The sequence below is a fragment of the Citrobacter sp. CK188 genome, from assembly GCF_030333525.1.
In the GTDB taxonomy this organism is placed as follows: Bacteria; Pseudomonadota; Gammaproteobacteria; order Enterobacterales; family Enterobacteriaceae; genus Citrobacter_B; species Citrobacter_B koseri.
In genome coordinates this window covers 24285-44767 of the sequence record NZ_JAOWFU010000001.1, presented here as the reverse complement: position 1 = coordinate 44767, position 20483 = coordinate 24285, and the positions used below count along the sequence as shown (strand labels likewise).

General features: G+C 54.2%; 19 protein-coding genes. 9 read left to right on the top strand and 10 right to left on the bottom strand.

The features are described 5' to 3' along the window. Nucleotide 1 precedes the first annotated feature (1 nt). From rnpA to OGV67_RS00175, 8 genes are all read left to right on the top strand, one after another. Nucleotides 2-361, top strand: a complete 360-nt coding sequence (gene rnpA / locus OGV67_RS00210) for a ribonuclease P protein component (protein ID WP_012000809.1) — start codon at nt 2-4, stop codon at nt 359-361. Then, nucleotides 325-582 (top strand): membrane protein insertion efficiency factor YidD, encoded by a 258-nt coding sequence (yidD, locus tag OGV67_RS00205; protein WP_001307474.1) that lies wholly within the window; start codon nt 325-327, stop codon nt 580-582. The genes rnpA and yidD overlap by 37 nt, the downstream gene beginning before the upstream one ends. A 2-nt stretch (nt 583-584) precedes the next feature. Continuing rightward, on the top strand, nt 585-2231 hold the full coding sequence (gene yidC, locus OGV67_RS00200) for a membrane protein insertase YidC (RefSeq protein WP_012000810.1): 1647 nt from the start codon (nt 585-587) through the stop codon (nt 2229-2231). Between the two features lie 101 nt (nt 2232-2332). Next, a complete protein-coding gene (gene mnmE, locus OGV67_RS00195; protein ID WP_200003546.1) occupies nt 2333-3697 on the top strand; it encodes a tRNA uridine-5-carboxymethylaminomethyl(34) synthesis GTPase MnmE in 1365 nt (454 codons plus the stop codon). Nucleotides 3698-3877: 180 nt separating this feature from the next. Then, nucleotides 3878-5050, top strand: a complete 1173-nt coding sequence (locus OGV67_RS00190; protein WP_114848143.1) for an MFS transporter — start codon at nt 3878-3880, stop codon at nt 5048-5050. Continuing rightward, nucleotides 5019-5978 (top strand): HTH-type transcriptional regulator YidZ, encoded by a 960-nt coding sequence (yidZ, locus tag OGV67_RS00185; protein WP_115615310.1) that lies wholly within the window; start codon nt 5019-5021, stop codon nt 5976-5978. The genes OGV67_RS00190 and yidZ overlap by 32 nt, the downstream gene beginning before the upstream one ends. A 161-nt stretch (nt 5979-6139) precedes the next feature. Further along, nucleotides 6140-6892, top strand: a complete 753-nt coding sequence (locus tag OGV67_RS00180) for a 4'-phosphopantetheinyl transferase family protein (RefSeq protein ID WP_024130084.1) — start codon at nt 6140-6142, stop codon at nt 6890-6892. Nucleotides 6893-6932: 40 nt separating this feature from the next. Beyond that, nucleotides 6933-7499: an NADPH-dependent FMN reductase gene (locus OGV67_RS00175; protein WP_012000816.1), complete on the top strand. Its 567-nt coding sequence runs from the start codon at nt 6933-6935 to the stop codon at nt 7497-7499. Between the two features lie 125 nt (nt 7500-7624). Here the strand turns inward: OGV67_RS00175 and adeP are convergent, their stop codons facing one another. Further along, the gene (adeP, locus tag OGV67_RS00170) at nt 7625-8962 is read right to left on the bottom strand and encodes an adenine permease AdeP (protein ID WP_012000818.1); all 1338 of its coding nucleotides are present in this window, start codon (nt 8960-8962) and stop codon (nt 7625-7627) included. 164 nt (nt 8963-9126) lie between these two features. On the opposite strand from adeP, the gene yieH reads away from it, so the two are divergent. Further along, entirely contained in the window at nt 9127-9792 is a 666-nt protein-coding gene (yieH, locus tag OGV67_RS00165) for a 6-phosphogluconate phosphatase (RefSeq protein ID WP_058668320.1), read from the top strand. Between the two features lie 121 nt (nt 9793-9913). On the opposite strand, the gene phoU is transcribed toward yieH, so the two are convergent. The 9 genes from phoU to atpD form a co-directional block, all read right to left on the bottom strand. Further along, nucleotides 9914-10639, bottom strand: coding sequence for a phosphate signaling complex protein PhoU (gene phoU, locus OGV67_RS00160; RefSeq protein ID WP_012000820.1), 726 nt, complete (start codon nt 10637-10639; stop codon nt 9914-9916). Between the two features lie 13 nt (nt 10640-10652). Beyond that, nucleotides 10653-11426 (bottom strand): phosphate ABC transporter ATP-binding protein PstB, encoded by a 774-nt coding sequence (gene pstB / locus OGV67_RS00155; RefSeq protein WP_012000821.1) that lies wholly within the window; start codon nt 11424-11426, stop codon nt 10653-10655. Between the two features lie 111 nt (nt 11427-11537). Then, the gene (gene pstA / locus OGV67_RS00150) at nt 11538-12428 is read right to left on the bottom strand and encodes a phosphate ABC transporter permease PstA (protein ID WP_012000822.1); all 891 of its coding nucleotides are present in this window, start codon (nt 12426-12428) and stop codon (nt 11538-11540) included. Beyond that, a complete protein-coding gene (gene pstC, locus OGV67_RS00145) occupies nt 12428-13387 on the bottom strand; it encodes a phosphate ABC transporter permease PstC (protein WP_012000823.1) in 960 nt (319 codons plus the stop codon). The genes pstA and pstC overlap by 1 nt, the downstream gene beginning before the upstream one ends. 144 nt (nt 13388-13531) lie before the next feature. Then, nucleotides 13532-14572 (bottom strand): phosphate ABC transporter substrate-binding protein PstS, encoded by a 1041-nt coding sequence (pstS, locus tag OGV67_RS00140; protein ID WP_024130085.1) that lies wholly within the window; start codon nt 14570-14572, stop codon nt 13532-13534. Nucleotides 14573-14891: 319 nt separating this feature from the next. Beyond that, complete coding sequence (gene glmS, locus OGV67_RS00135; RefSeq protein WP_115615309.1) at nt 14892-16721, bottom strand: glutamine--fructose-6-phosphate transaminase (isomerizing); 1830 nt, start codon at nt 16719-16721, stop codon at nt 14892-14894. A gap of 239 nt (nt 16722-16960) precedes the next feature. Further along, complete coding sequence (glmU, locus tag OGV67_RS00130) at nt 16961-18331, bottom strand: bifunctional UDP-N-acetylglucosamine diphosphorylase/glucosamine-1-phosphate N-acetyltransferase GlmU (protein WP_110494872.1); 1371 nt, start codon at nt 18329-18331, stop codon at nt 16961-16963. Between the two features lie 312 nt (nt 18332-18643). Then, complete coding sequence (locus OGV67_RS00125) at nt 18644-19063, bottom strand: F0F1 ATP synthase subunit epsilon (protein WP_012000828.1); 420 nt, start codon at nt 19061-19063, stop codon at nt 18644-18646. 20 nt (nt 19064-19083) lie between these two features. Next, complete coding sequence (gene atpD, locus OGV67_RS00120) at nt 19084-20466, bottom strand: F0F1 ATP synthase subunit beta (RefSeq protein WP_012000829.1); 1383 nt, start codon at nt 20464-20466, stop codon at nt 19084-19086. Between the last annotated feature and the right edge of the window lie 17 nt (nt 20467-20483).

Here is a 20483-nt window from a genome sequence, read left to right as displayed (position 1 = left end):
AGTGGTTAAGCTCGCATTTCCCAGGGAGTTACGTTTGTTAACTCCCAGTCATTTCACATTTGTCTTCCAGCAGCCACAACGGGCTGGCACGCCGCAAATCACCATTCTCGGCCGCCTGAATTCGCTGGGGCATCCCCGCATCGGTCTAACCGTCGCCAAGAAAAACGTTCGACGCGCGCATGAACGCAATCGGATTAAACGTCTGACGCGTGAAAGCTTCCGTCTGCGTCAACATGAACTCCCTGCAATGGATTTCGTGGTGGTGGCGAAAAAAGGGGTTGCCGACCTCGATAACCGTGCTCTCTCGGAAGCGTTGGAAAAATTATGGCGCCGCCACTGTCGCCTGGCTCGCGGGTCCTGATAGCCCTTATACGGGTCTATCAACGCCTGATCAGTCCGCTGCTTGGGCCGCATTGCCGTTTCACGCCAACCTGCTCAAGCTACGGAATTGAGGCATTGCGCAGGTTTGGAGTGATAAAAGGCAGTTGGTTGACGGTGAAACGCGTATTAAAATGCCACCCTTTACACCCTGGTGGTGACGATCCCGTCCCGCCCGGACCATTTGATACCAGAGAACACTAACGATGGATTCGCAACGCAATCTTTTAGTCATCGCTTTGCTGTTCGTGTCTTTCATGATCTGGCAAGCCTGGGAGCAGGATAAAAATCCGCAGCCTCAGACCCAACAGACCACGCAGACAACGACCACCGCAGCGGGTAGCGCCGCCGACCAGGGCGTACCGGCCAGTGGCCAGGGGAAACTGATTACGGTTAAGACCGACGTGCTTGATCTGACCATCAACACCCGTGGCGGTGATGTTGAGCAGGCCTTGCTGCCAACTTACCCGAAAGAGTTGGGTTCTAAAGAACCGTTCCAGTTGCTGGAAACGACTCCGCAGTTTATCTACCAGGCGCAAAGCGGCCTGACCGGTCGTGATGGCCCGGATAACCCGGCTAACGGCCCGCGTCCGCTGTACAGCGTCGATAACGACACGTTTGTCCTCGCGGATGGCCAGAACGAACTGCATGTTCCGATGACCTGGACTGACGCCGCTGGCAACACCTTCACCAAAACGTTTGTCCTCAAACGCGGTGAATATGCGGTCAACGTCAACTACAGCGTGCAGAACGCCGGTGAGAAACCGCTGGAGATCTCCACCTTTGGTCAGTTGAAGCAATCCATCAATCTGCCGTCTCATCGCGACACCGGTAGCAGCAACTTTGCACTGCATACCTTCCGTGGCGCGGCGTACTCTACGCCGGATGAGAAGTACGAAAAATACAAATTCGACACCATTGCCGATAACGAAAACCTGAACGTCAGCTCCAACGGCGGTTGGGTCGCCATGTTGCAGCAGTACTTCGCAACGGCATGGATTCCACGTAACGACGGCACCAATAACTTCTATACCGCTAATCTGGGTAACGGCATTGCCGCTATCGGCTATAAATCTCAGCCGGTTCTGGTACAGCCGGGTCAGACTGGTGCCATGACCAGCACCCTGTGGGTTGGCCCGGAAATTCAGGATAAAATGGCGGCCGTTGCACCGCACCTGGATCTGACCGTTGATTACGGTTGGCTGTGGTTCATCTCTCAGCCGCTGTTCAAACTGCTGAAATGGATTCATAGCTTCCTGGGTAACTGGGGCTTCTCCATCATCGTTATCACCTTTATCGTTCGTGGCATCATGTACCCGCTGACGAAAGCGCAGTACACCTCCATGGCGAAGATGCGTATGCTACAGCCGAAGATTCAGGCTATGCGCGAGCGTCTGGGCGATGACAAACAGCGTCAGAGCCAGGAAATGATGGCTCTGTACAAAGCTGAGAAGGTTAACCCGCTGGGCGGCTGCTTCCCGCTGATCATCCAGATGCCTATCTTCCTGGCGTTGTACTACATGCTGATGGGCTCCATTGAACTGCGTCATGCGCCGTTCGCACTGTGGATCCATGACTTGTCCGCACAGGACCCGTACTACATCCTGCCGATCCTGATGGGCGTGACGATGTTCTTCATCCAGAAGATGTCTCCGACCACCGTGACCGACCCGATGCAGCAGAAGATCATGACCTTTATGCCGGTCATCTTCACGGTATTCTTCCTGTGGTTCCCGTCAGGTCTGGTGCTGTACTATATCGTCAGCAACCTGGTAACCATCATCCAGCAGCAGCTGATTTACCGTGGTCTGGAGAAACGTGGCCTGCATAGCCGCGAGAAGAAAAGCTCCTGATTCCATGTAAGCCGGGTAAGCGTAGCGCCACCCGGCAATCAGAACAGCGATGACAGGGCGGTCAATTGACCGCCTTTTTTATTAGCAAAAAAGAGAAGATCATGAGCCATAACGACACTATCGTCGCCCAGGCTACCCCACCGGGACGCGGTGGCGTCGGTATCCTGCGTATTTCCGGTCTCAAGGCGCACGAGGTGGCCGAAGCCGTATTGGGCAAGCTACCAAAACCGCGTTACGCCGATTACCTGCCGTTTAAAGATGCCGATGGCACGGCGCTGGATCAGGGGATCGCGCTGTGGTTTCCTGGCCCGAACTCGTTTACTGGTGAAGACGTACTGGAATTGCAAGGGCATGGCGGCCCGGTCATTCTCGACCTGCTGTTAAAACGTATTCTGACGCTCCCCGGCCTGCGCATTGCCAGACCGGGCGAGTTCTCCGAGCGCGCGTTCCTCAATGACAAGCTCGACTTAGCCCAGGCAGAAGCGATTGCCGACCTGATCGACGCCAGTTCCGAGCAGGCGGCACGCTCGGCGCTGAACTCGCTACAGGGGGCATTTTCCGCGCGTGTGAATCATCTTGTGGAAGCACTCACTCACCTGCGCATCTATGTGGAAGCGGCCATTGACTTCCCGGACGAGGAGATCGACTTCCTCTCCGACGGCAAAATTGAAGCCCAGCTCAACGGCGTGATCGCCGATCTCGATGCGGTACGCGCCGAAGCGCGTCAGGGCAGCCTGCTGCGTGAAGGGATGAAGGTGGTCATTGCCGGACGCCCTAACGCCGGGAAATCGAGCCTGCTGAACGCCCTGGCGGGCCGTGAGGCCGCCATTGTCACCGATATCGCTGGCACTACCCGCGACGTGCTGCGCGAGCATATTCACATTGACGGAATGCCGCTGCACATCATCGATACCGCCGGTCTGCGCGATGCCAGCGATGAAGTGGAACGTATTGGGATTGAGCGCGCCTGGCAGGAGATAGAACAGGCCGACCGCGTGCTGTTTATGGTAGATGGCACAACCACCGATGCCGTTGATCCGGCGGAAATCTGGCCGGACTTTATCGCCCGTTTACCGGCGAAACTGCCGATCACCGTTGTGCGCAACAAAGCTGACATCACTGGCGAGACGCTGGGTATCAGCGAGGTGAATGGTCACTCACTTGTCCGTCTTTCCGCCCGTACCGGCGAAGGCGTGGACGTATTGCGTAACCATCTCAAACAAAGCATGGGCTTTGACACCAATATGGAAGGCGGCTTCCTTGCCCGCCGTCGCCATCTTCAGGCGCTGGCAGAAGCCGCAGAACATCTCCAGCAGGGTAAATCACAGCTGCTTGGCGCCTGGGCAGGCGAACTGCTGGCGGAGGAGCTGCGTCTGGCGCAGCAGGCGCTGAGTGAAATCACCGGTGAGTTTACCTCCGACGATCTGCTGGGCCGTATTTTCTCCAGCTTCTGTATTGGTAAGTGATGTTGTTTTGCCCGGTGGCGCTACGCTTACCGGGCCGACTAAATCTGTAGGCCGGATAAGGCAAAGTCGCCATCCGGCAATAATGAATTTCCTCACAGGAAATCATCGTTGTCCAAATGGCAACTCGCGTCACTGAAAAGCTCCCCGTATTCTTAGCGCCACGCTTATTGTGAGGACGCTATGACCCGCTTTCTAATCTGTAGTTTTGCCCTTGTTTTACTCTACCCAGCCGGCATCGACATGTATCTGGTCGGTTTACCCCGTATTGCCGCCGATCTGAACGCCAGCGAGGCGCAGCTGCACATCGCGTTTTCGGTATACCTGGCCGGGATGGCCACCGCAATGCTGTTTGCGGGTAAAGTTGCAGACCAGTCAGGGCGCAAACCGGTGGCGATAGCGGGCGCGGTGATATTCATCATCGCCTCCATGCTTTGCTCACGAGCAACGGACGGGTCGCTGTTCCTGACCGGGCGCTTTATTCAGGGCATCGGGGCGGGGTGCTGTTATGTGGTGGCGTTTGCGATTTTGCGCGACACGCTGGACGATCGCCGCCGGGCGAAAGTGTTATCGCTATTAAACGGAATTACCTGCATTGTACCGGTATTAGCGCCAGTGTTAGGGCATTTGATTATGCTTAAATTCCCGTGGCAAAGTCTGTTTTACACGATGATAGCGATGGGTATCGCGGTATGCCTGCTCTCGGTGTTTATCCTGAAAGAAACGCGCCCGGCAACATGCTCGTCGATCTCGCGCCCTCAGCAAAATGCAGAGTCGCTGCTCAACCGCTTTTTCCTCAGCCGTCTGGCGATCACCACGTTGAGCGTGTCGGTGATCCTCACATTTGTAAACACTTCGCCGGTGTTGCTCATGGAAATGATGGGCTTTGATCGCGGTGAATACGCCACCACAATGGCGCTGACGGCAGGCATCAGCATGGCGGTGTCGTTCTCAACGCCCTTTGCGCTGAGCGTATTTAAACCGCGCACGCTGATGCTCACGTCGCAAGGGCTGTTTCTGGCTGCGGGCATCGTACTCAGCCTCTCATCCTCTCACGCCGTCACGCTCTTTGGCCTGACGCTCATCTGCGCGGGTTTTTCAGTTGGCTTTGGCGTGGCGATGAGCCAGGCATTAGGCCCATTCTCACTGCGTGCTGGCGTCGCAAGCTCTGTACTCGGCATTGCACAGGTCTGCGGGTCATCGCTGTGGATATGGCTGGCGGCAGTCATTGGCTTTAACGCCCTGAATATGCTGATCGGGATTCTGATTGGCTGTAGCATGGTCTGTATCCTGTTACTGATGACCATACAGCCCGCAGCGCACTATGAAAAAATCCATCACCAGTCTCGATCTTAATCTGTTGTTATGTTTGCAGCTTCTGATGCAGGAGCGCAGCGTCACCAAAGCGGCGAAGCGGATGAACGTCACGCCCTCGGCGGTGAGTAAATCGTTGTCAAAGCTGCGAACATGGTTTGATGACCCGCTGTTTGTGAACACGCCGCTGGGGCTGACGCCGACGCCGCTGATGGTCAATATGGAACAAAGCCTGGCGGACTGGATGCAGATGAGCAATCAGCTGCTTGATAAACCGCATCACGAATCGCCACGCAGCCTGAAATTTGAACTGGCGGCAGAGTCGCCGCTGGTAATGATCATGTTCAATTCTCTGTCGCAGCAGATTTATCAGCGCTATCCGCAGGCCACAATCAAGGTTCGTAACTGGGATTACGACTCGCTGGATGCCATCACACGCGGCGAGGTGGATCTCGGCTTTACCGGAAGGGAGAGCCATCCCCGTTCGCGGGAGCTTCTCAGCCTGCTACCGCTGTCTATCGATTTTGAAGTCCTGTTCAGCGACCTCCCCTGGGTCTGGCTGCGGGAAGATCACCCGGCGCTACAAGAAGAGTGGAATCTGGAAACATTTTTACGCTATCCGCATATCAGCATTTGCTGGGAGCAAAGCGACACCTGGGCGCTGGATGATGTATTGCAGGAGATGGGCCGCAAACGCAATATCGCCTTAAGTTTACCGGGGTTTGAACAATCGCTGTTTATGGCCGCCCAGCCGAACCACTCGCTGCTGGCGACCGCGCCTCTCTACTGCCAGCGTTATAACCAGCTCCACCAGCTACCGTTGGTCGCGCGTCCTCTCCCTTTTGACGCCGCCCAGCGAGAAAAGCTGATGGTGCCTTTTACCCTCCTTTGGCATAAACGTAACAGCCATAACCCTAAAATTATCTGGTTAAAAGAGACCATCAAAACGCTCTATAGCCACCTCTCCTGACGGTAAATTAACCACGACCGCGTCAGAAATGTAAAAGTCGCGTAAGCGCCGCTGTTTTCGTCGAACTTTTGACCAGTAAAACCTGTCCATAATCTACGTAAATGTTACTCTCGTAATAATCACGGACCATTAATCACGGACCATTAATCACGGAGCGAAAAATGGCGACACATTTTGCCAGAGGGATTCTTACGGAGGGACACCTGATTTCAGTCCGTCTGCCTTCTCCATGCCACATCGAAGCCAGAAACCTTCCCGCTCACCGCCGGACACGTTTTTTGGCTTCACGCGGCTTACTCGCTGAACTGATGTTTATGCTCTACGGAACCAGCGAGCTGCCAGAAATTGCTATTCAGGCCAAAGGGAAGCCTGTCTTTCGCGATAAAAATCTGCCTGCGTTCTCCATCTCATATGCCGGGAATATGGTAGGCGTGGCGCTGACAACGGAGGGGGAATGCGGCCTGGATATGGAATTACAGCGAGCCATGCGAGGCTTCCATAGCCCACTCTCAGCCGAGAGCCCGGCGTTCTCCAGCAACGAAAATCTGTGGATCAACAATCAGAGCGATCCCAACGAAGCGCGCGCGCAACTGATCACCTTACGCCAGAGCGTGCTAAAGCTAACCGGTGACGTACTGAATGACGATCCGCGTGAACTCCAGCTCCTTCCCGGCGCAGGCCGCCTGAAATGCGCCCACGTTACGCAGGTGGAGGCAATATGCGACGCGGAAGATATTCTGGTCTGGTCGGTGGCGGTTACGCCAGCCATTGAAAAACTGAATGTTTGGGAGTTTGATAGTAAGCAAGGATGGAAAAGCCTGGCCGATATCCAGACCCGGGCGAATGAACCTACCGGTCGCCTGATGCGATTCGCTCAATTATCCACAGCAAAGTCATCTTATACACTTAGCTGATTCGGCCCTGTCCCGGCCGCCATGATGAAAAGGAGTAATCATGTCCGAAACGTTGAATGTTGTTACGTTACTGGGGAGCCTGCGCAAAGGTTCATTTAACGGTATGGTCGCCCGCACGCTGCCGAAAATTGCCCCGGCAGGCATGGAGGTCAGCGCATTACCTTCGATTGGCGATATTCCGCTGTATGACGCTGATGTGCAGCAGGAAGAGGGGTTCCCGGCGAGCGTTGAAGCGCTGGCGGAGCAAATCCGTAAAGCGGACGGCGTCGTCATCGTCACACCGGAATACAACTACTCGGTGCCTGGCGGACTGAAAAACGCGATCGACTGGCTGTCCCGCCTGCCAGAACAGCCGTTAGCCGGGAAACCGGTGCTGATCCAGACCAGCTCAATGGGGGCAATCGGCGGCGCTCGCTGTCAGTATCATCTGCGCCAGATTCTGGTATTCCTTGATGCGATGGTAATGAACAAACCGGAGTTTATGGGCGGCGTGATTCAGAACAAAGTTGACCCGCAAACCGGGGAAGTGGTTGATCAAAGCACGATTGATCATCTTACCGGCCAGCTAACCGCGTTTGGCGATTACATTCAGCGCGTTAAAGCGTGATAACAGCGCGCGCGTAGAGCCGCAGGCCGGATAAGGCGTTTGGCCGCCATCCGGCTATCAAATTTGCCTGATGGCGCTACGCTTATCAGGCCAGGACACCTCGCGCAGCGCCGTATCAGCGGCAATTAGTGCGCGTCGATAAACACAATCTTCAGCACAAACAACAACGCCACAACCACCACGCAAGGGCTCAGCTCACGCAGACGTCCGGTGCCGATTTTCATCACACAGTAAGAGATAAAGCCCAGCGCGATACCTTCGGTAATCGAGAAGCTGAACGGCATCATCACGGCAGTAATAAACGCCGGAACAGACTCGGTAAGGTCCTGCCATTTCACGCGCGCCAGACTGGAAGTCATCAGTACGCCAACATAGATCAGCGCCCCGGCAGCGGCATAACCCGGCACCATTCCCGCCAGCGGCGACAGGAAGATAACCAGCAGGAACAGCAAACCGACAACAACGGCGGTCAGGCCCGTGCGCCCGCCGACGGATACGCCGGATGAGGACTCGATATAGGCAGTAACCGACGAGGTTCCAATAAACGCCCCGGTCACAGAAGAGACGCTATCGACAAACAGCGCCTGCTTCATCCGCGGGAATTTACCTTTCTCATCAGCCAGACCGGCTTTGTCGGTAACGCCAATCAGCGTACCGGAGGAGTCGAACAGGTTCACCAGCATGAAGGAGAAAATCACGCCAGCCAGACCAATGTTAAACGAGCCCGCCAGATCCACATGCCCGATCACAGAGCTAACGCTTGGCGGCGCAGAGACAATGCCGTTGTAATGCACATCACCCATCATCCAGCCGAGCAGCGTCGTTACAATAATAGAGACCAGCACGGCGGCATGAATGTTACGTGATGCCAGAATAGCGATGATGAAGAAGCCCAGCACGCCGAGCAGTACGCTGTGAGAGGTCAGATTACCGATGCTCACCAGGGTTTCCGGGTTCGCGACGATAACGCCTGCGTTTTTCAGCCCCATCATGCCGATAAACAGGCCGATACCGCTGGTGATGCCCACGCGCAGACTGACCGGAATGTTAGCAATCATCCAGTAACGCACGCGGAAGATGGTCAGCAGCAGCAGGCCGATCGCTCCCCAGAAGATTGCGCCCATACCAACCTGCCAGGACAGCCCCATCGCGCCAACGACCACGAAGGCGAAAAACGCGTTCAGACCCATAGCCGGCGCCAGCGCGACCGGTAAATTAGCAAACAGCCCCATCAGAATGCTGCCGAACGCCGCGATAAGACAGGTAGTAACGAAGACGGCGCTGGTGTCCATGCCAGCAACGCCAAGAATCTGCGGGTTAACAAAAACGATGTAAACCATCGTCAGGAAGGTGGTAAAACCGGCGATCACTTCGGTTCGTGCCGTCGTGCCATGTTCGCGCAGTTTAAACACGCGTTCCAGCATACCCTGACCAGAAGTCTGGGTGGTGTGTTGTTGACTCATTATCTATTTCCGAACAAGGAGGGAAAATTCGTCGCTATCCTATACCAAAATGCGACAATAAGGGCAGTTGTGAGACACTTTTTTCATTGAATTTGCTTATACGGCAACGATTGCGTCGCACAATAAGGCATTACGAAAACGTTAAACTAGCGAGAAAAGAAAGCATGTCCCAGATTCAAGCGGTATTTTTCGACTGCGACGGTACGCTGGTCGACAGTGAAGTCATTTGCTCCCGCGCGTATGTCGCGATGTTCCAGGAATTCGGCATCACGCTCGATCTCGAAGAGGTGTTCAAACGCTTTAAAGGCGTAAAACTCTACGAAATCATCGATATCATTAACGAGGAGCAGGGTGTGTCGTTAGCAAAAACGGATTTAGAACCCGTTTACCGCGCCGAGGTCGCACGCCTGTTCGACTCAGAACTGGAGGTAATCGCAGGGGCGAATGCGCTGCTGGACAGTATGACGGTGCCGATGTGCGTCGTCTCTAACGGCCCGGTCAGCAAAATGCAGCATTCACTGGGCAAGCTGGGCATGTTGCATCATTTTCCAGAAAAATTGTTCAGCGGCTATGACATTCAACGCTGGAAGCCCGATCCGGCTCTGATGTTCCACGCGGCAAAAGCCATGAACGTTAACGTGGAGAATTGCATTCTGGTGGATGACTCCAGTGCCGGCGCCCGGTCGGGAATCGATGCGGGAATGGAGGTGTTCTACTTCTGCGCCGATCCGCACAACAAACCGATCGATCATCCAAAAGTAACGACGTTTACCGATCTGGCGCAGTTGCCGGGATTATGGAAAGCGCGCGGGTGGGATATCGTCGATTAAACCGTAGACCTGATAAGCAAAGCGCCATCAGGCGAATGGCGCAGAATGCCGGATGCGGCGTAACGCCTTATCCGGCCTACAATAGCGACGCCGGGGGATCCCGGCGAACGCAACAAGCCGCTTATTCCTTCGGATCTTTGCCTGCCAGCAGTTTATCCAGCTCGTCACCACCGACGTGGCGGAAATCCTGTCCCTTCACGAAGTAGAAGATGTACTCACAGATATTCTGGCAACGGTCGCCGATGCGCTCAATGGAGCGTGCGCAGAACAGCGCGGTCAGCACGCTTGGAATGGTGCGCGAATCTTCCATCATGTAGGTCATCAGCTGACGCACGATACCTTCGTATTCCTGGTCAACTTTCTTGTCTTCACGGTAGATACGCACCGCTTCGTCAATATCCATTCGCGCGAACGCGTCCAGCACATCATGCAGCATCTGTACGGTGTGACGCCCCAGCGACTCCAGGCTCACCAGCAGCGGCTGGTGCTGGTGGGAGAATTTCTCCAGCGCGGTGCGACAAATTTTGTCCGCCACGTCGCCAATGCGCTCCAGTTCAGCGATGGTTTTGATGATCGCCATCACCAGGCGCAGGTCGCTCGCTGTCGGCTGGCGTTTGGCAATGATGCGCACGCACGCTTCATCGATCGCCACTTCCATCATGTTGACGTGCTTATCGCCGTCAATAACGCGCTTCGCCAGTTCGCTATCCTGATTATGCATCGCGGTGATCGCATCAGAAAGCTGTTGCTCCACCATGCCGCCCATGGTCATCACCTGGGTGCGGATGCTTTCCAGTTCTGCGTTGAACTGGCCGGAAATATGTTTGTTAAGGTTTAGGTTGTCCATGGTTAGCTCCAAATCAACCGTAGCGGCCAGTAATATAATCTTCGGTTTGTTTCTTCGCGGGCTTAGTGAACAGATCGTCCGTGTTGCTGAACTCAATCAACTCGCCCAGATACATAAACGCCGTGTGATCGGAACAACGCGCAGCCTGCTGCATGTTGTGCGTCACGATCACCACGGTGTAGTCCTGCTTCAGCTCAGTGATCAGCTCTTCAATACGCCCGGTGGAAATCGGGTCCAGCGCTGAACACGGCTCATCCAACAGCAGAACTTCCGGGCGAATGGCGATACCACGCGCAATGCACAGACGCTGCTGCTGACCACCCGAGAGAGAGTACCCGCTCTGGTGCAATTTATCTTTGGTTTCGTTCCATAATGCGGCTTTGGTCAACGCCCACTGAACGCGTTCGTCCATATCGGCGCGAGACAGTTTCTCAAACAGGCGCACGCCAAAAGCGATGTTGTCATAGATAGACATCGGGAACGGCGTCGGCTTCTGGAACACCATCCCCACTTTGGCACGCAGCAGAGCGATATCCTGGGTGTTGGTGAGGATATTATCGCCATCCAACAGGATCTCGCCTTCCGCGCGCTGCTCTGGATACAACGAATACATTTTGTTAAAGGTACGCAGCAGTGTGGATTTACCACAGCCAGACGGCCCAATAAACGCCGTGACCTGGTTCTTCGCGATATCCAGGTTGATATCCTTCAGGGCATGGAATTTGCCGTAGTAGAAGTTCAAATCACGAACCTGAATCTTACCCGGAGCAGTATCAACCATACTCATTTCAATCTCTTCCTCATTCGGCGTCGCCGTTGGCCGCGCCGTAAAAAAATTAACCGCTGTTCACATCTGTAGGCCAGATAAGACGTTTACGCCGCCATCCGGCACCTGAAATTAACCGTGTTTACTCTTCGCAAAAATGATGCGCGCCAGAATATTCAGCAACAATACGCACAGGGTAATGATCAACACCCCAGCCCAGGCCAGTTGCTGCCACTCCGCGAACGGACTCATCGCAAATTTAAAGATAGTGACCGGCAGGTTAGCGATAGGCTGCATCATGTCGGTGCTCCAGAACTGGTTAGAAAGCGCAGTAAAGAGCAGCGGCGCGGTTTCACCCGCAATACGGGCAACCGCCAGCAGTACGCCGGTGATGATCCCGGAAATCGAGGCTTTCAGGGTAATCGCCGAGATCATTTTCCATTTCGGCGTCCCCAGCGCATAGGCCGCTTCACGCAGGCTATCCGGCACCAGTTTCAGCATGTTCTCTGTGGTACGAATGACGATAGGCACCTGTAGCAGCGCCAGCGCAATCACGCCCGCCCAACCGGAGAAGTGCTCCATTTGCGCCACCACGATGGTGTAAACAAACAGACCGACCACGATAGACGGCGCGGAAAGCAGGATGTCGTTAATGAAACGGATCACTTCCGCAAGCCAGGATTTACGACCATATTCCGCCAGGTAGATCCCCGCCATGATGCCAAGCGGCGTACCAAATACCGTCGCCCACAAAATTAACAGTCCGCTCCCCGCCAGGGCGTTCGCCAGACCACCGCCAGCGGTATTCGGCGGCGGCGTCATTTCGGTAAACAGCGCCAGCGACATGCCGTCGAAACCACGCGTAATGGTGGACATCAGGATCCAGATGAGCCAGAACAACCCAAACGCCATCGTCGCCATTGAGAGCGTCAATGCGATGCGGTTTCTCGTGCGGCGCTTAGCCTGCATTTTACGGCGGGATTCCGCCAGTTCTGCGGTCGTTTGCATTTCAAGCGTAGCCATTAGCGTGCCCCCTCATTCTTCGCCAGACGCATAATCATCAGCTTAGAAATCGCCAGCACAATGAAGGTAATCACAAACAGAATCAGACCCAGTTCCATCAACGCGGCAACGTGCAGACCAGACTCCGCTTCGGCAAATTCGTTCGCCAGCGCAGAGGTGATACTGTTGCCCGGCATGTACAGCGAAACGCTGTCGAGCTGGTAGGTGTTACCGATGATAAAGGTCACCGCCATGGTTTCTCCCAGCGCACGACCCAGTCCCAGCATAACGCCGCCAATCACCCCATTTTTGGTGAACGGAAGGACGATACGCCAGATAACTTCCCAGGTGGTGCAGCCGATGCCATAGGCCGACTCTTTCATCATCACCGGGGTTTGTTCGAAGACATCGCGCATAACGGCCGCGATGTAAGGAATGATCATAATGGCGAGAATGACGCCCGCCGCCAGAATACCGATACCAAATGCCGGGCCGGAGAACAGTGCGCCAACAAACGGAATGTTGGAAAGAATATTCCCGACTGGTTCCTGGAACCAGGTGGCAAACAGCGGCGCGAAGATAAACAGGCCCCACATGCCGTAGACGATGCTGGGGATAGCCGCCAGCAGTTCGATGGCGATGCCCAGCGGGCGACGCAGCCAGCCCGGCGCCAGTTCCGTCAGAAACAGGGCAATACCGAAGCTCACCGGAACAGCGATCAGCAGAGCGATAAACGAGGTAACCAGCGTGCCATAAATGGGAACCAGCGCGCCGTAGATATCGTTTGGCGCGTCCCACTCTTTAGTCCACAGGAACGAGAAGCCAAACTTCTCAATGCTTGGCCAGGAGGAGATAATCAGCGAGACAATAATGCCACCCAACATCAATAGCACAATCAGCGCAGCCAGTTTTACCAGCGCGCTGAATATCATGTCACCCTTTTTACCCGGCGGGTTAAAAGCAGGCTTGGTTGCAGCCATAAATTACTCTTTCCATTAAACGCGTTTACGAAGTTGCCCATGCCGGATGGCGCTACGCTTATCCGGCCTACAAATCGGGCCTACAGTCGGAACTGTAGGGCGGATAAGCGTAGCGCCATCCGCCAGTTCGTTAAAGATATTCTATTAGTACAGCGCTTTACCGCTGCTGTCCTTCACATTGGTCTTCCATGCTGCACGAACCTGCTCAACAACGCTGTCCGGCAGGCTGGCGTAATCCAGGTCATTCGCCTGTTTGCCGCCATTTTTGTACGCCCAGTCGAAGAACTTCAGCACTTCAGCGCCCTGCTCAGGTTTCTTCTGCTCTTTGTGGACCAGGATGAAGGTGGTGGAAGTGATTGGCCACGCATCGTCACCTTGCTGGTTCGTCAGATCCTGAGCGAAAGAGGTGCTCCAGTCAGCGCCTTTCGCGGCGTTAGCAAAGCTCTCTTCGGTCGGGCTTACGGGTTTACCATCCGCTGAAATCAATTTGGTGTAAGCCAGGTTGTTCTGCTTCGCATAAGCGTATTCAACATAGCCGATAGAGCCTGGCAGACGCTGTACGAATGCGGCGATACCGTCGTTACCTTTACCGCCCAGACCGGTCGGCCAGTTAACGGTAGAGCCAGCGCCGACTTTAGATTTCCACTCTTCGTTCACTTTCGCCAGGTAGCTGGTGAAAACGAAAGAAGTGCCGGAACCATCTGCACGACGCACAACGGCGATGTTCTGAGAAGGCAGTTTCAGACCCGGATTCAGTTTGGTGATGGCTTCATCATCCCACTTCTTAATTTTACCCAGGTAGATGTCACCCAGGGTTTTCCCATCCAGCACCAGTTCGCCAGACTTCAGACCCGGGATATTCACCGCCAGCACTACGCCGCCAATGACGGTCGGGAACTGGAACAGACCTTCCTGCTCCAGTTTTTCGTCAGACAGCGGAGCGTCGGATGCACCGAAATCAACGGTGTTAGCCGTAATTTGTTTTACACCACCGGAGGAGCCGATACCCTGGTAGTTTACTTTGCTACCGGTCTCTTTCTGATAGGTATCAGCCCATTTGGCATACACCGGCGCAGGGAAAGTTGCACCTGCACCTGTCAGGCTCGCTGCTGCGAAAGCAGAGAACGCGCTCATGGATAAGGTCGCGGCGACAACAGTTGCGACAGTGGTACGCATGACTTTCATAATGTCTCCTGCAAGATTTTCGTAAATCATTGTTAAGTGGCTACGATGAGCAAAATAGGACAAACAGGTGACAGTTAAATGTACGAAATATGACAGTTTTATGACAACGAAAACTGATGAAATAAATTACAGAAAAAACAATTTATAAACAATCAGTTAATTCACTTCATGACAATGCGATTTCATGAAAATTTTCTTTTTATGACACTGAAAACAGTAGCTGAAGATGACGGTTTGTCACATTAAAACGACGGGAGAATTGATTAAAAACAGAACAGCGCAGAAAAAAATGCCCCGCTTTCGCAGGGCATCGTCACGATTACTCAACGGTAACTGATTTCGCCAGGTTACGCGGCTGGTCCACATCGGTGCCTTTGATCAGCGCAACGTGATACGCCAGCAGTTGCAGCGGAACAGTGTAGAAGATCGGTGCAATCACCTCTTCCACATGCGGCATCTCAATGATGTGCATGTTGTCGCTGCTGACAAAACCGGCATCCTGGTCGGCGAAGACGTACAACTGGCCGCCACGGGCGCGGACTTCTTCGATGTTGGATTTCAGTTTTTCCAGCAGTTCGTTGTTCGGCGCCACCACGATAACCGGCATATCTGCGTCGATCAGCGCCAGCGGGCCGTGTTTCAGCTCACCTGCCGCATACGCTTCTGCGTGAATATAAGAGATCTCTTTCAGCTTCAGCGCACCTTCCAGCGCGATCGGATACTGATCGCCACGGCCCAGGAACAGGGCATGGTGTTTGTCAGAGAAATCTTCCGCCAGCGCTTCGATACGCTTGTCCTGAGACAGCATCTGTTCGATACGGCTCGGCAGCGCCTGCAAACCGTGAACGATGTCGTGCTCGATAGACGCATCCAGACCTTTCAGACGCGCCAGCTTCGCCACCAGCATCAGCAGAACGGTCAGCTGAGTGGTAAACGCTTTGGTGGAGGCCACGCCGATTTCCGTCCCGGCGTTGGTCATCATCGCCAGATCGGATTCACGCACCAGGGAAGAACCCGGAACGTTACAGATGGCGAGAGAACCCAGATAGCCCAGCTCTTTCGACAGGCGCAGACCGGCAAGGGTATCCGCCGTTTCGCCAGACTGAGACAGGGTGATCATCAGGCTGTTACGACGTACGGCGGATTTGCGATAGCGGAATTCAGAGGCGATTTCGACGTCGCACGGAATATCGGCCAGCGATTCAAACCAGTAGCGAGAGACCATACCGGAGTTATACGACGTGCCGCAGGCGATAATCTGAATATGTTCAACCTGAGACAGCAGTTCGTTCGCTTTTGGCCCCAGCTCGCTTAAATCCACTTCACCGTGGCTGATACGCCCGGTCAGCGTATTTTTAATCGCATTCGGCTGTTCGTAGATCTCTTTCTGCATGTAGTGGCGGTAAATACCTTTATCGCCCGCGTCATATTGCAGACTGGATTCGATATCCTGACGTTTCACTTCCGCGCCGGATTTATCGAAAATGGAGACCGAACGACGGGTCACTTCCGCAATATCGCCTTCTTCCAGGAAGATGAAGCGACGGGTTACCGGCAGCAGCGCCAGCTGGTCGGAAGCGATAAAGTTTTCGCCCATACCCAGACCGATAACCAGCGGGCTGCCAGAGCGCGCCGCCAGCAGCGTATCCGGGTGACGGGTATCCATGATTACCGTGCCGTACGCGCCGCGCAGTTGCGGAATCGCACGCATAACCGCTTCACGCAGCGTCCCGCCCTGTTCCAGCTCCCAGTGCACTAAGTGAGCAATCACTTCGGTGTCGGTCTCAGAAACGAAGGTATAGCCACGCGCTTTCAGTTCTTCACGCAGTGGTTCATGGTTTTCGATGATGCCGTTATGCACCACCACAATGTGGTCAGAAACATGCGGATGCGCGTTTGCTTCCGAAGGTTCGCCGTGGGTCGCCCAGCGGGTGTGAGCAATACCGGTGCCGCCAGACAGAGGATGGTCTTCTGCTGCCTGGGCCAGCATCTGTACTTTACCAAGGCGACGCAGACGGGTCATGTGACCTTCCGCATCAACCACGGCCAGACCGGCAGAGTCATAACCACGGTATTCCAGACGACGTAAACCTTCGAGAAGGATTTCAGCTACATCACGTTGCGCGATAGCGCCAACAATTCCACACATAGTATTTAATTCCGATTTTGGCATTAAGCCTGTCGTTGTCGCCGACCTGTATACCCGTATTCCGGGCGCCCCGAGCCTTGTAGAGAGTGGGGTTATTTTTATAGGTACTGCTTTTGGGCGAGCGATATATCTTTATCGCCTCATCCCTCATCTGCCGGATGGCGCTTACGCTTATCCGGCCTACAGAACGTCATCGAACGTAGGTCGGATAAGGCAAAGCCGCCATCCGGCAAAAAGACTTACTTCTTCTTCACCGGACGCTGCCAGCCCTGCTTATGCACCTGCGGCACGCGGCTTAACACCAGTTCGTTATCCGCAACGTCGCGGGTAACGGTTGTGCCGGCGGCGATGGTCGCACCTTTACCCACGGTAACTGGCGCCACCAACTGAGTATCAGAACCGACAAACACATCATCGCCAATAATCGTTTTGAATTTATTTGCGCCATCGTAGTTGCAGGTAATGGTGCCCGCGCCGATATTCACGTTGTCGCCAATTTCCGCATCCCCCAGATAGCTCAGGTGGCCCGCTTTCGAACCTTTCCCCAGACGCGCTTTTTTCATTTCAACGAAGTTGCCGACATGAGCGCCTTCCCGCAGTTCCGCGCCAGGGCGCAGACGGGCAAACGGACCAATAGTACAGGCCGCTTCCAGGTGCGCATCTTCCACCACGCTGTACGGGCTGATGTCACAGTCATCGCCAATTACGCTGTTTTTAATAACGCAACCCGCGCCAATCTTCACGCGGTGACCCAACGTGACGTTGCCTTCGATGATAACGTTAGTATCAATTTCAACATCGCGCCCGTGGGTGAGAGCGCCGCGCAGGTCAAAACGCGCGGGATCGCGCAGCATCACACCGGCCAGCAGCAGCTTTTCAGCCTGCTCGGACTGATAAACGCGTTCCAGACGAGAGAGTTGCAGACGGTTGTTTACGCCTTCCACTTCGCTTAAACGATCCGGGTGTACAGCAGCGATTTCGCGGCCTTCCTGATATGCCAGCGCAATGATGTCGGTAATGTAATATTCACCCTGAGCATTATTGTTGGTCAGTTTCGCCAGCCAGCGCTTCATGTCCGCACCATTAGCGATCAGGATACCGGTATTGATTTCCTGGATCTGACGCTGTTCGTCGGTGGCATCTTTATGCTCAACGATGCCGGTCACTTTACCGTTCTCACGCGTAATACGACCGTAACCGCTCGGATCGTCCAGCTTCACGGTTAACAAACCAATGCCGCCCTGCGGTTTGGCGTCACGCAGACGCTGTAAGGTTTCCACAGAGATCAGCGGCACATCGCCATAGAGCATTAAAATGTCTTCGTCATCGCTAAAGAACGGTGCCGCCTGCTGCATCGCATGGCCCGTCCCCAGTTGCTCTGCCTGCAAAACCCAGTTCAGGTTGTCATTTTTAAGGGTGTTTTTAAGCAGATCGCCGCCGTGGCCATAGACCAGATGCACCTGAGATGCGCCTAATTCATTAGCGGCATCAATGACATGCTGAACCATCGCTTTTCCCGCAAGGGTATGCAGCACTTTAGGAAGATCGGAATACATACGCGTGCCTTTGCCTGCGGCAAGGATCACTACGCTCATAGCACTATTCAACATACGCGTCCTGACTGTAATTTGAGAACGAATTTATACCGTTTCACATTGAAAATACTACATTTTTTTCATCGTGAAATGGGCAGAAGAGAAAACGCTCAACGCGGGGTTTTCACCGCTTGTTAATGGGATATTTTCGTTCATCACCCTGCCTTTTGTCTTCAGAAAAGTCAGACTTACCTTTCATTAAAGGCTTAGGTTAATGTTTTTGCTATTTTTTTGACCCATGAATAAAGATGAGACAGCACGGAATAACATTCAGGCAAAAAAAAACCAGCCTGATTTCAGACTGGTTTTTATGCTTTCAAGCCGGTGTTACATCGCTTTTTTGGTCAACTCGATAACGCGCAGTTTGGCGATCGCTTTGGCCAGTTCCGCAGATGCCTGAGCGTAATCCACGTCACCATGAGAGCTCTTAATGCGCTCTTCAGCCTTACGTTTCGCTTCCAGAGCTCGCGCTTCGTCGAGATCCTGGCCGCGAATCGCGGTATCAGCCAGTACGGTCACACTGCCAGGCTGCACTTCAAGAATGCCGCCAGACAGGTAGATAAACTCTTCATGACCGAACTGTTTAACGATGCGGATCATACCAGGCTTAATGGCGGTGAGCAGCGGCGCGTGGCCCGGGTAAATACCCAGTTCACCTTCACTACCCGTTACCTGGATTTTTTCGACCAGACCAGAGAACATTTGTTGCTCTGCGCTGACGACGTCCAGGTGGTAAGTCATTGCCATATCACCCTCCGATTAAGGCGTTAAAGTTTTTTGGCTTTTTCCACGGCTTCGTCGATGGAACCGACCATGTAGAACGCCTGCTCCGGCAGGTGATCGTATTCGCCTTCCATGATGCCTTTAAAGCCACGGATGGTGTCTTTCAGGGAGACGTATTTACCCGGAGAACCGGTAAATACTTCTGCCACGAAGAACGGCTGGGACAGGAAGCGCTGGATCTTACGTGCGCGAGCTACCACCAGTTTGTCTTCTTCAGACAGTTCATCCATACCCAGGATGGCGATGATGTCTTTCAGTTCCTGGTAACGTTGCAGGATAGACTGTACGCCACGCGCGGTGTCGTAGTGCTCCTGACCAACAACCAGCGGGTCCAGCTGACGGCTGGTGGAATCCAGCGGGTCAACGGCCGGGTAGATACCCAGAGACGCAATCTGACGGCTCAGTACCACGGTTGCGTCAAGGTGCGCAAAGGTGGTGGCTGGAGACGGGTCAGTCAAGTCATCCGCAGGTACGTATACCGCCTGTACGGAGGTGATAGAACCGGTTTTGGTGGAGGTGATACGTTCCTGCAAAACACCCATCTCTTCCGCCAGGGTCGGCTGGTAACCTACCGCTGAAGGCATACGACCCAGCAGTGCGGATACTTCCGTACCGGCCAGGGTGTAACGGTAGATGTTGTCGACGAACAGCAGAACGTCACGACCTTCGTCACGGAATTTCTCCGCCATGGTCAGGCCGGTCAGCGCAACGCGCAGACGGTTTCCCGGCGGCTCGTTCATCTGGCCGTAAACCAGGGATACTTTGTCGATAACGTTGGAGTCGGTCATTTCGTGGTAGAAGTCGTTACCCTCACGAGTACGTTCACCTACGCCCGCAAACACGGAGTAACCGGAGTGTTCGATCGCGATGTTACGGATCAGCTCCATCATGTTTACGGTTTTACCTACACCCGCACCACCGAACAGACCCACTTTACCGCCCTTCGCGAACGGACACATCAGGTCGATAACTTTGATACCGGTTTCCAGCAGTTCCTGAGAGTTTGACAACTCTTCGTAGGACGGTGCCGCACGGTGGATAGCCCAACGCTCTTCTTCACCGATCTCGCCTTTCATGTCTACTGGTTCGCCCAGTACGTTCATGATACGACCCAGCGTTGCTTTACCTACCGGGACTTCGATCGGGTGCTCAAGGTCTTTCACATCCAGACCACGACGCAGGCCGTCGGAAGAACCCATGGCGATGGTACGTACGATACCGCCACCGAGCTGCTGCTGAACTTCCAGCACCAGATGTTCATTACCATTCTGCACCTCAAGGGCGTCGTACACGCGCGGTACGGCATCCTGAGGGAACTCGACGTCAACTACGGCGCCGATTACCTGGACAATTTTTCCAGTAGCCATCTTGAATCCTCTACGAA

What these genes read in the sequence shown, in the direction of transcription:
- adeP (WP_012000818.1), bottom strand. Translation starts at nt 8,962, where the DNA reads ATGAGTCAACAACACACCACCCAGACTTCTGGTCAGGGTATGCTGGAA.
- OGV67_RS00180 (WP_024130084.1), top strand. Translation starts at nt 6,140, where the DNA reads ATGGCGACACATTTTGCCAGAGGGATTCTTACGGAGGGACACCTGATT.
- OGV67_RS00190 (WP_114848143.1), top strand. Translation starts at nt 3,878, where the DNA reads ATGACCCGCTTTCTAATCTGTAGTTTTGCCCTTGTTTTACTCTACCCA.
- yidZ (WP_115615310.1), top strand. Translation starts at nt 5,019, where the DNA reads ATGAAAAAATCCATCACCAGTCTCGATCTTAATCTGTTGTTATGTTTG.
- atpD (WP_012000829.1), bottom strand. Translation starts at nt 20,466, where the DNA reads ATGGCTACTGGAAAAATTGTCCAGGTAATCGGCGCCGTAGTTGACGTC.
- glmS (WP_115615309.1), bottom strand. Translation starts at nt 16,721, where the DNA reads ATGTGTGGAATTGTTGGCGCTATCGCGCAACGTGATGTAGCTGAAATC.
- yidD (WP_001307474.1), top strand. Translation starts at nt 325, where the DNA reads ATGGCGCCGCCACTGTCGCCTGGCTCGCGGGTCCTGATAGCCCTTATA.
- phoU (WP_012000820.1), bottom strand. Translation starts at nt 10,639, where the DNA reads ATGGACAACCTAAACCTTAACAAACATATTTCCGGCCAGTTCAACGCA.
- OGV67_RS00125 (WP_012000828.1), bottom strand. Translation starts at nt 19,063, where the DNA reads ATGGCAATGACTTACCACCTGGACGTCGTCAGCGCAGAGCAACAAATG.
- OGV67_RS00175 (WP_012000816.1), top strand. Translation starts at nt 6,933, where the DNA reads ATGTCCGAAACGTTGAATGTTGTTACGTTACTGGGGAGCCTGCGCAAA.
- pstS (WP_024130085.1), bottom strand. Translation starts at nt 14,572, where the DNA reads ATGAAAGTCATGCGTACCACTGTCGCAACTGTTGTCGCCGCGACCTTA.
- pstB (WP_012000821.1), bottom strand. Translation starts at nt 11,426, where the DNA reads ATGAGTATGGTTGATACTGCTCCGGGTAAGATTCAGGTTCGTGATTTG.
- glmU (WP_110494872.1), bottom strand. Translation starts at nt 18,331, where the DNA reads ATGTTGAATAGTGCTATGAGCGTAGTGATCCTTGCCGCAGGCAAAGGC.
- pstA (WP_012000822.1), bottom strand. Translation starts at nt 12,428, where the DNA reads ATGGCTACGCTTGAAATGCAAACGACCGCAGAACTGGCGGAATCCCGC.
- yidC (WP_012000810.1), top strand. Translation starts at nt 585, where the DNA reads ATGGATTCGCAACGCAATCTTTTAGTCATCGCTTTGCTGTTCGTGTCT.
- yieH (WP_058668320.1), top strand. Translation starts at nt 9,127, where the DNA reads ATGTCCCAGATTCAAGCGGTATTTTTCGACTGCGACGGTACGCTGGTC.
- mnmE (WP_200003546.1), top strand. Translation starts at nt 2,333, where the DNA reads ATGAGCCATAACGACACTATCGTCGCCCAGGCTACCCCACCGGGACGC.
- pstC (WP_012000823.1), bottom strand. Translation starts at nt 13,387, where the DNA reads ATGGCTGCAACCAAGCCTGCTTTTAACCCGCCGGGTAAAAAGGGTGAC.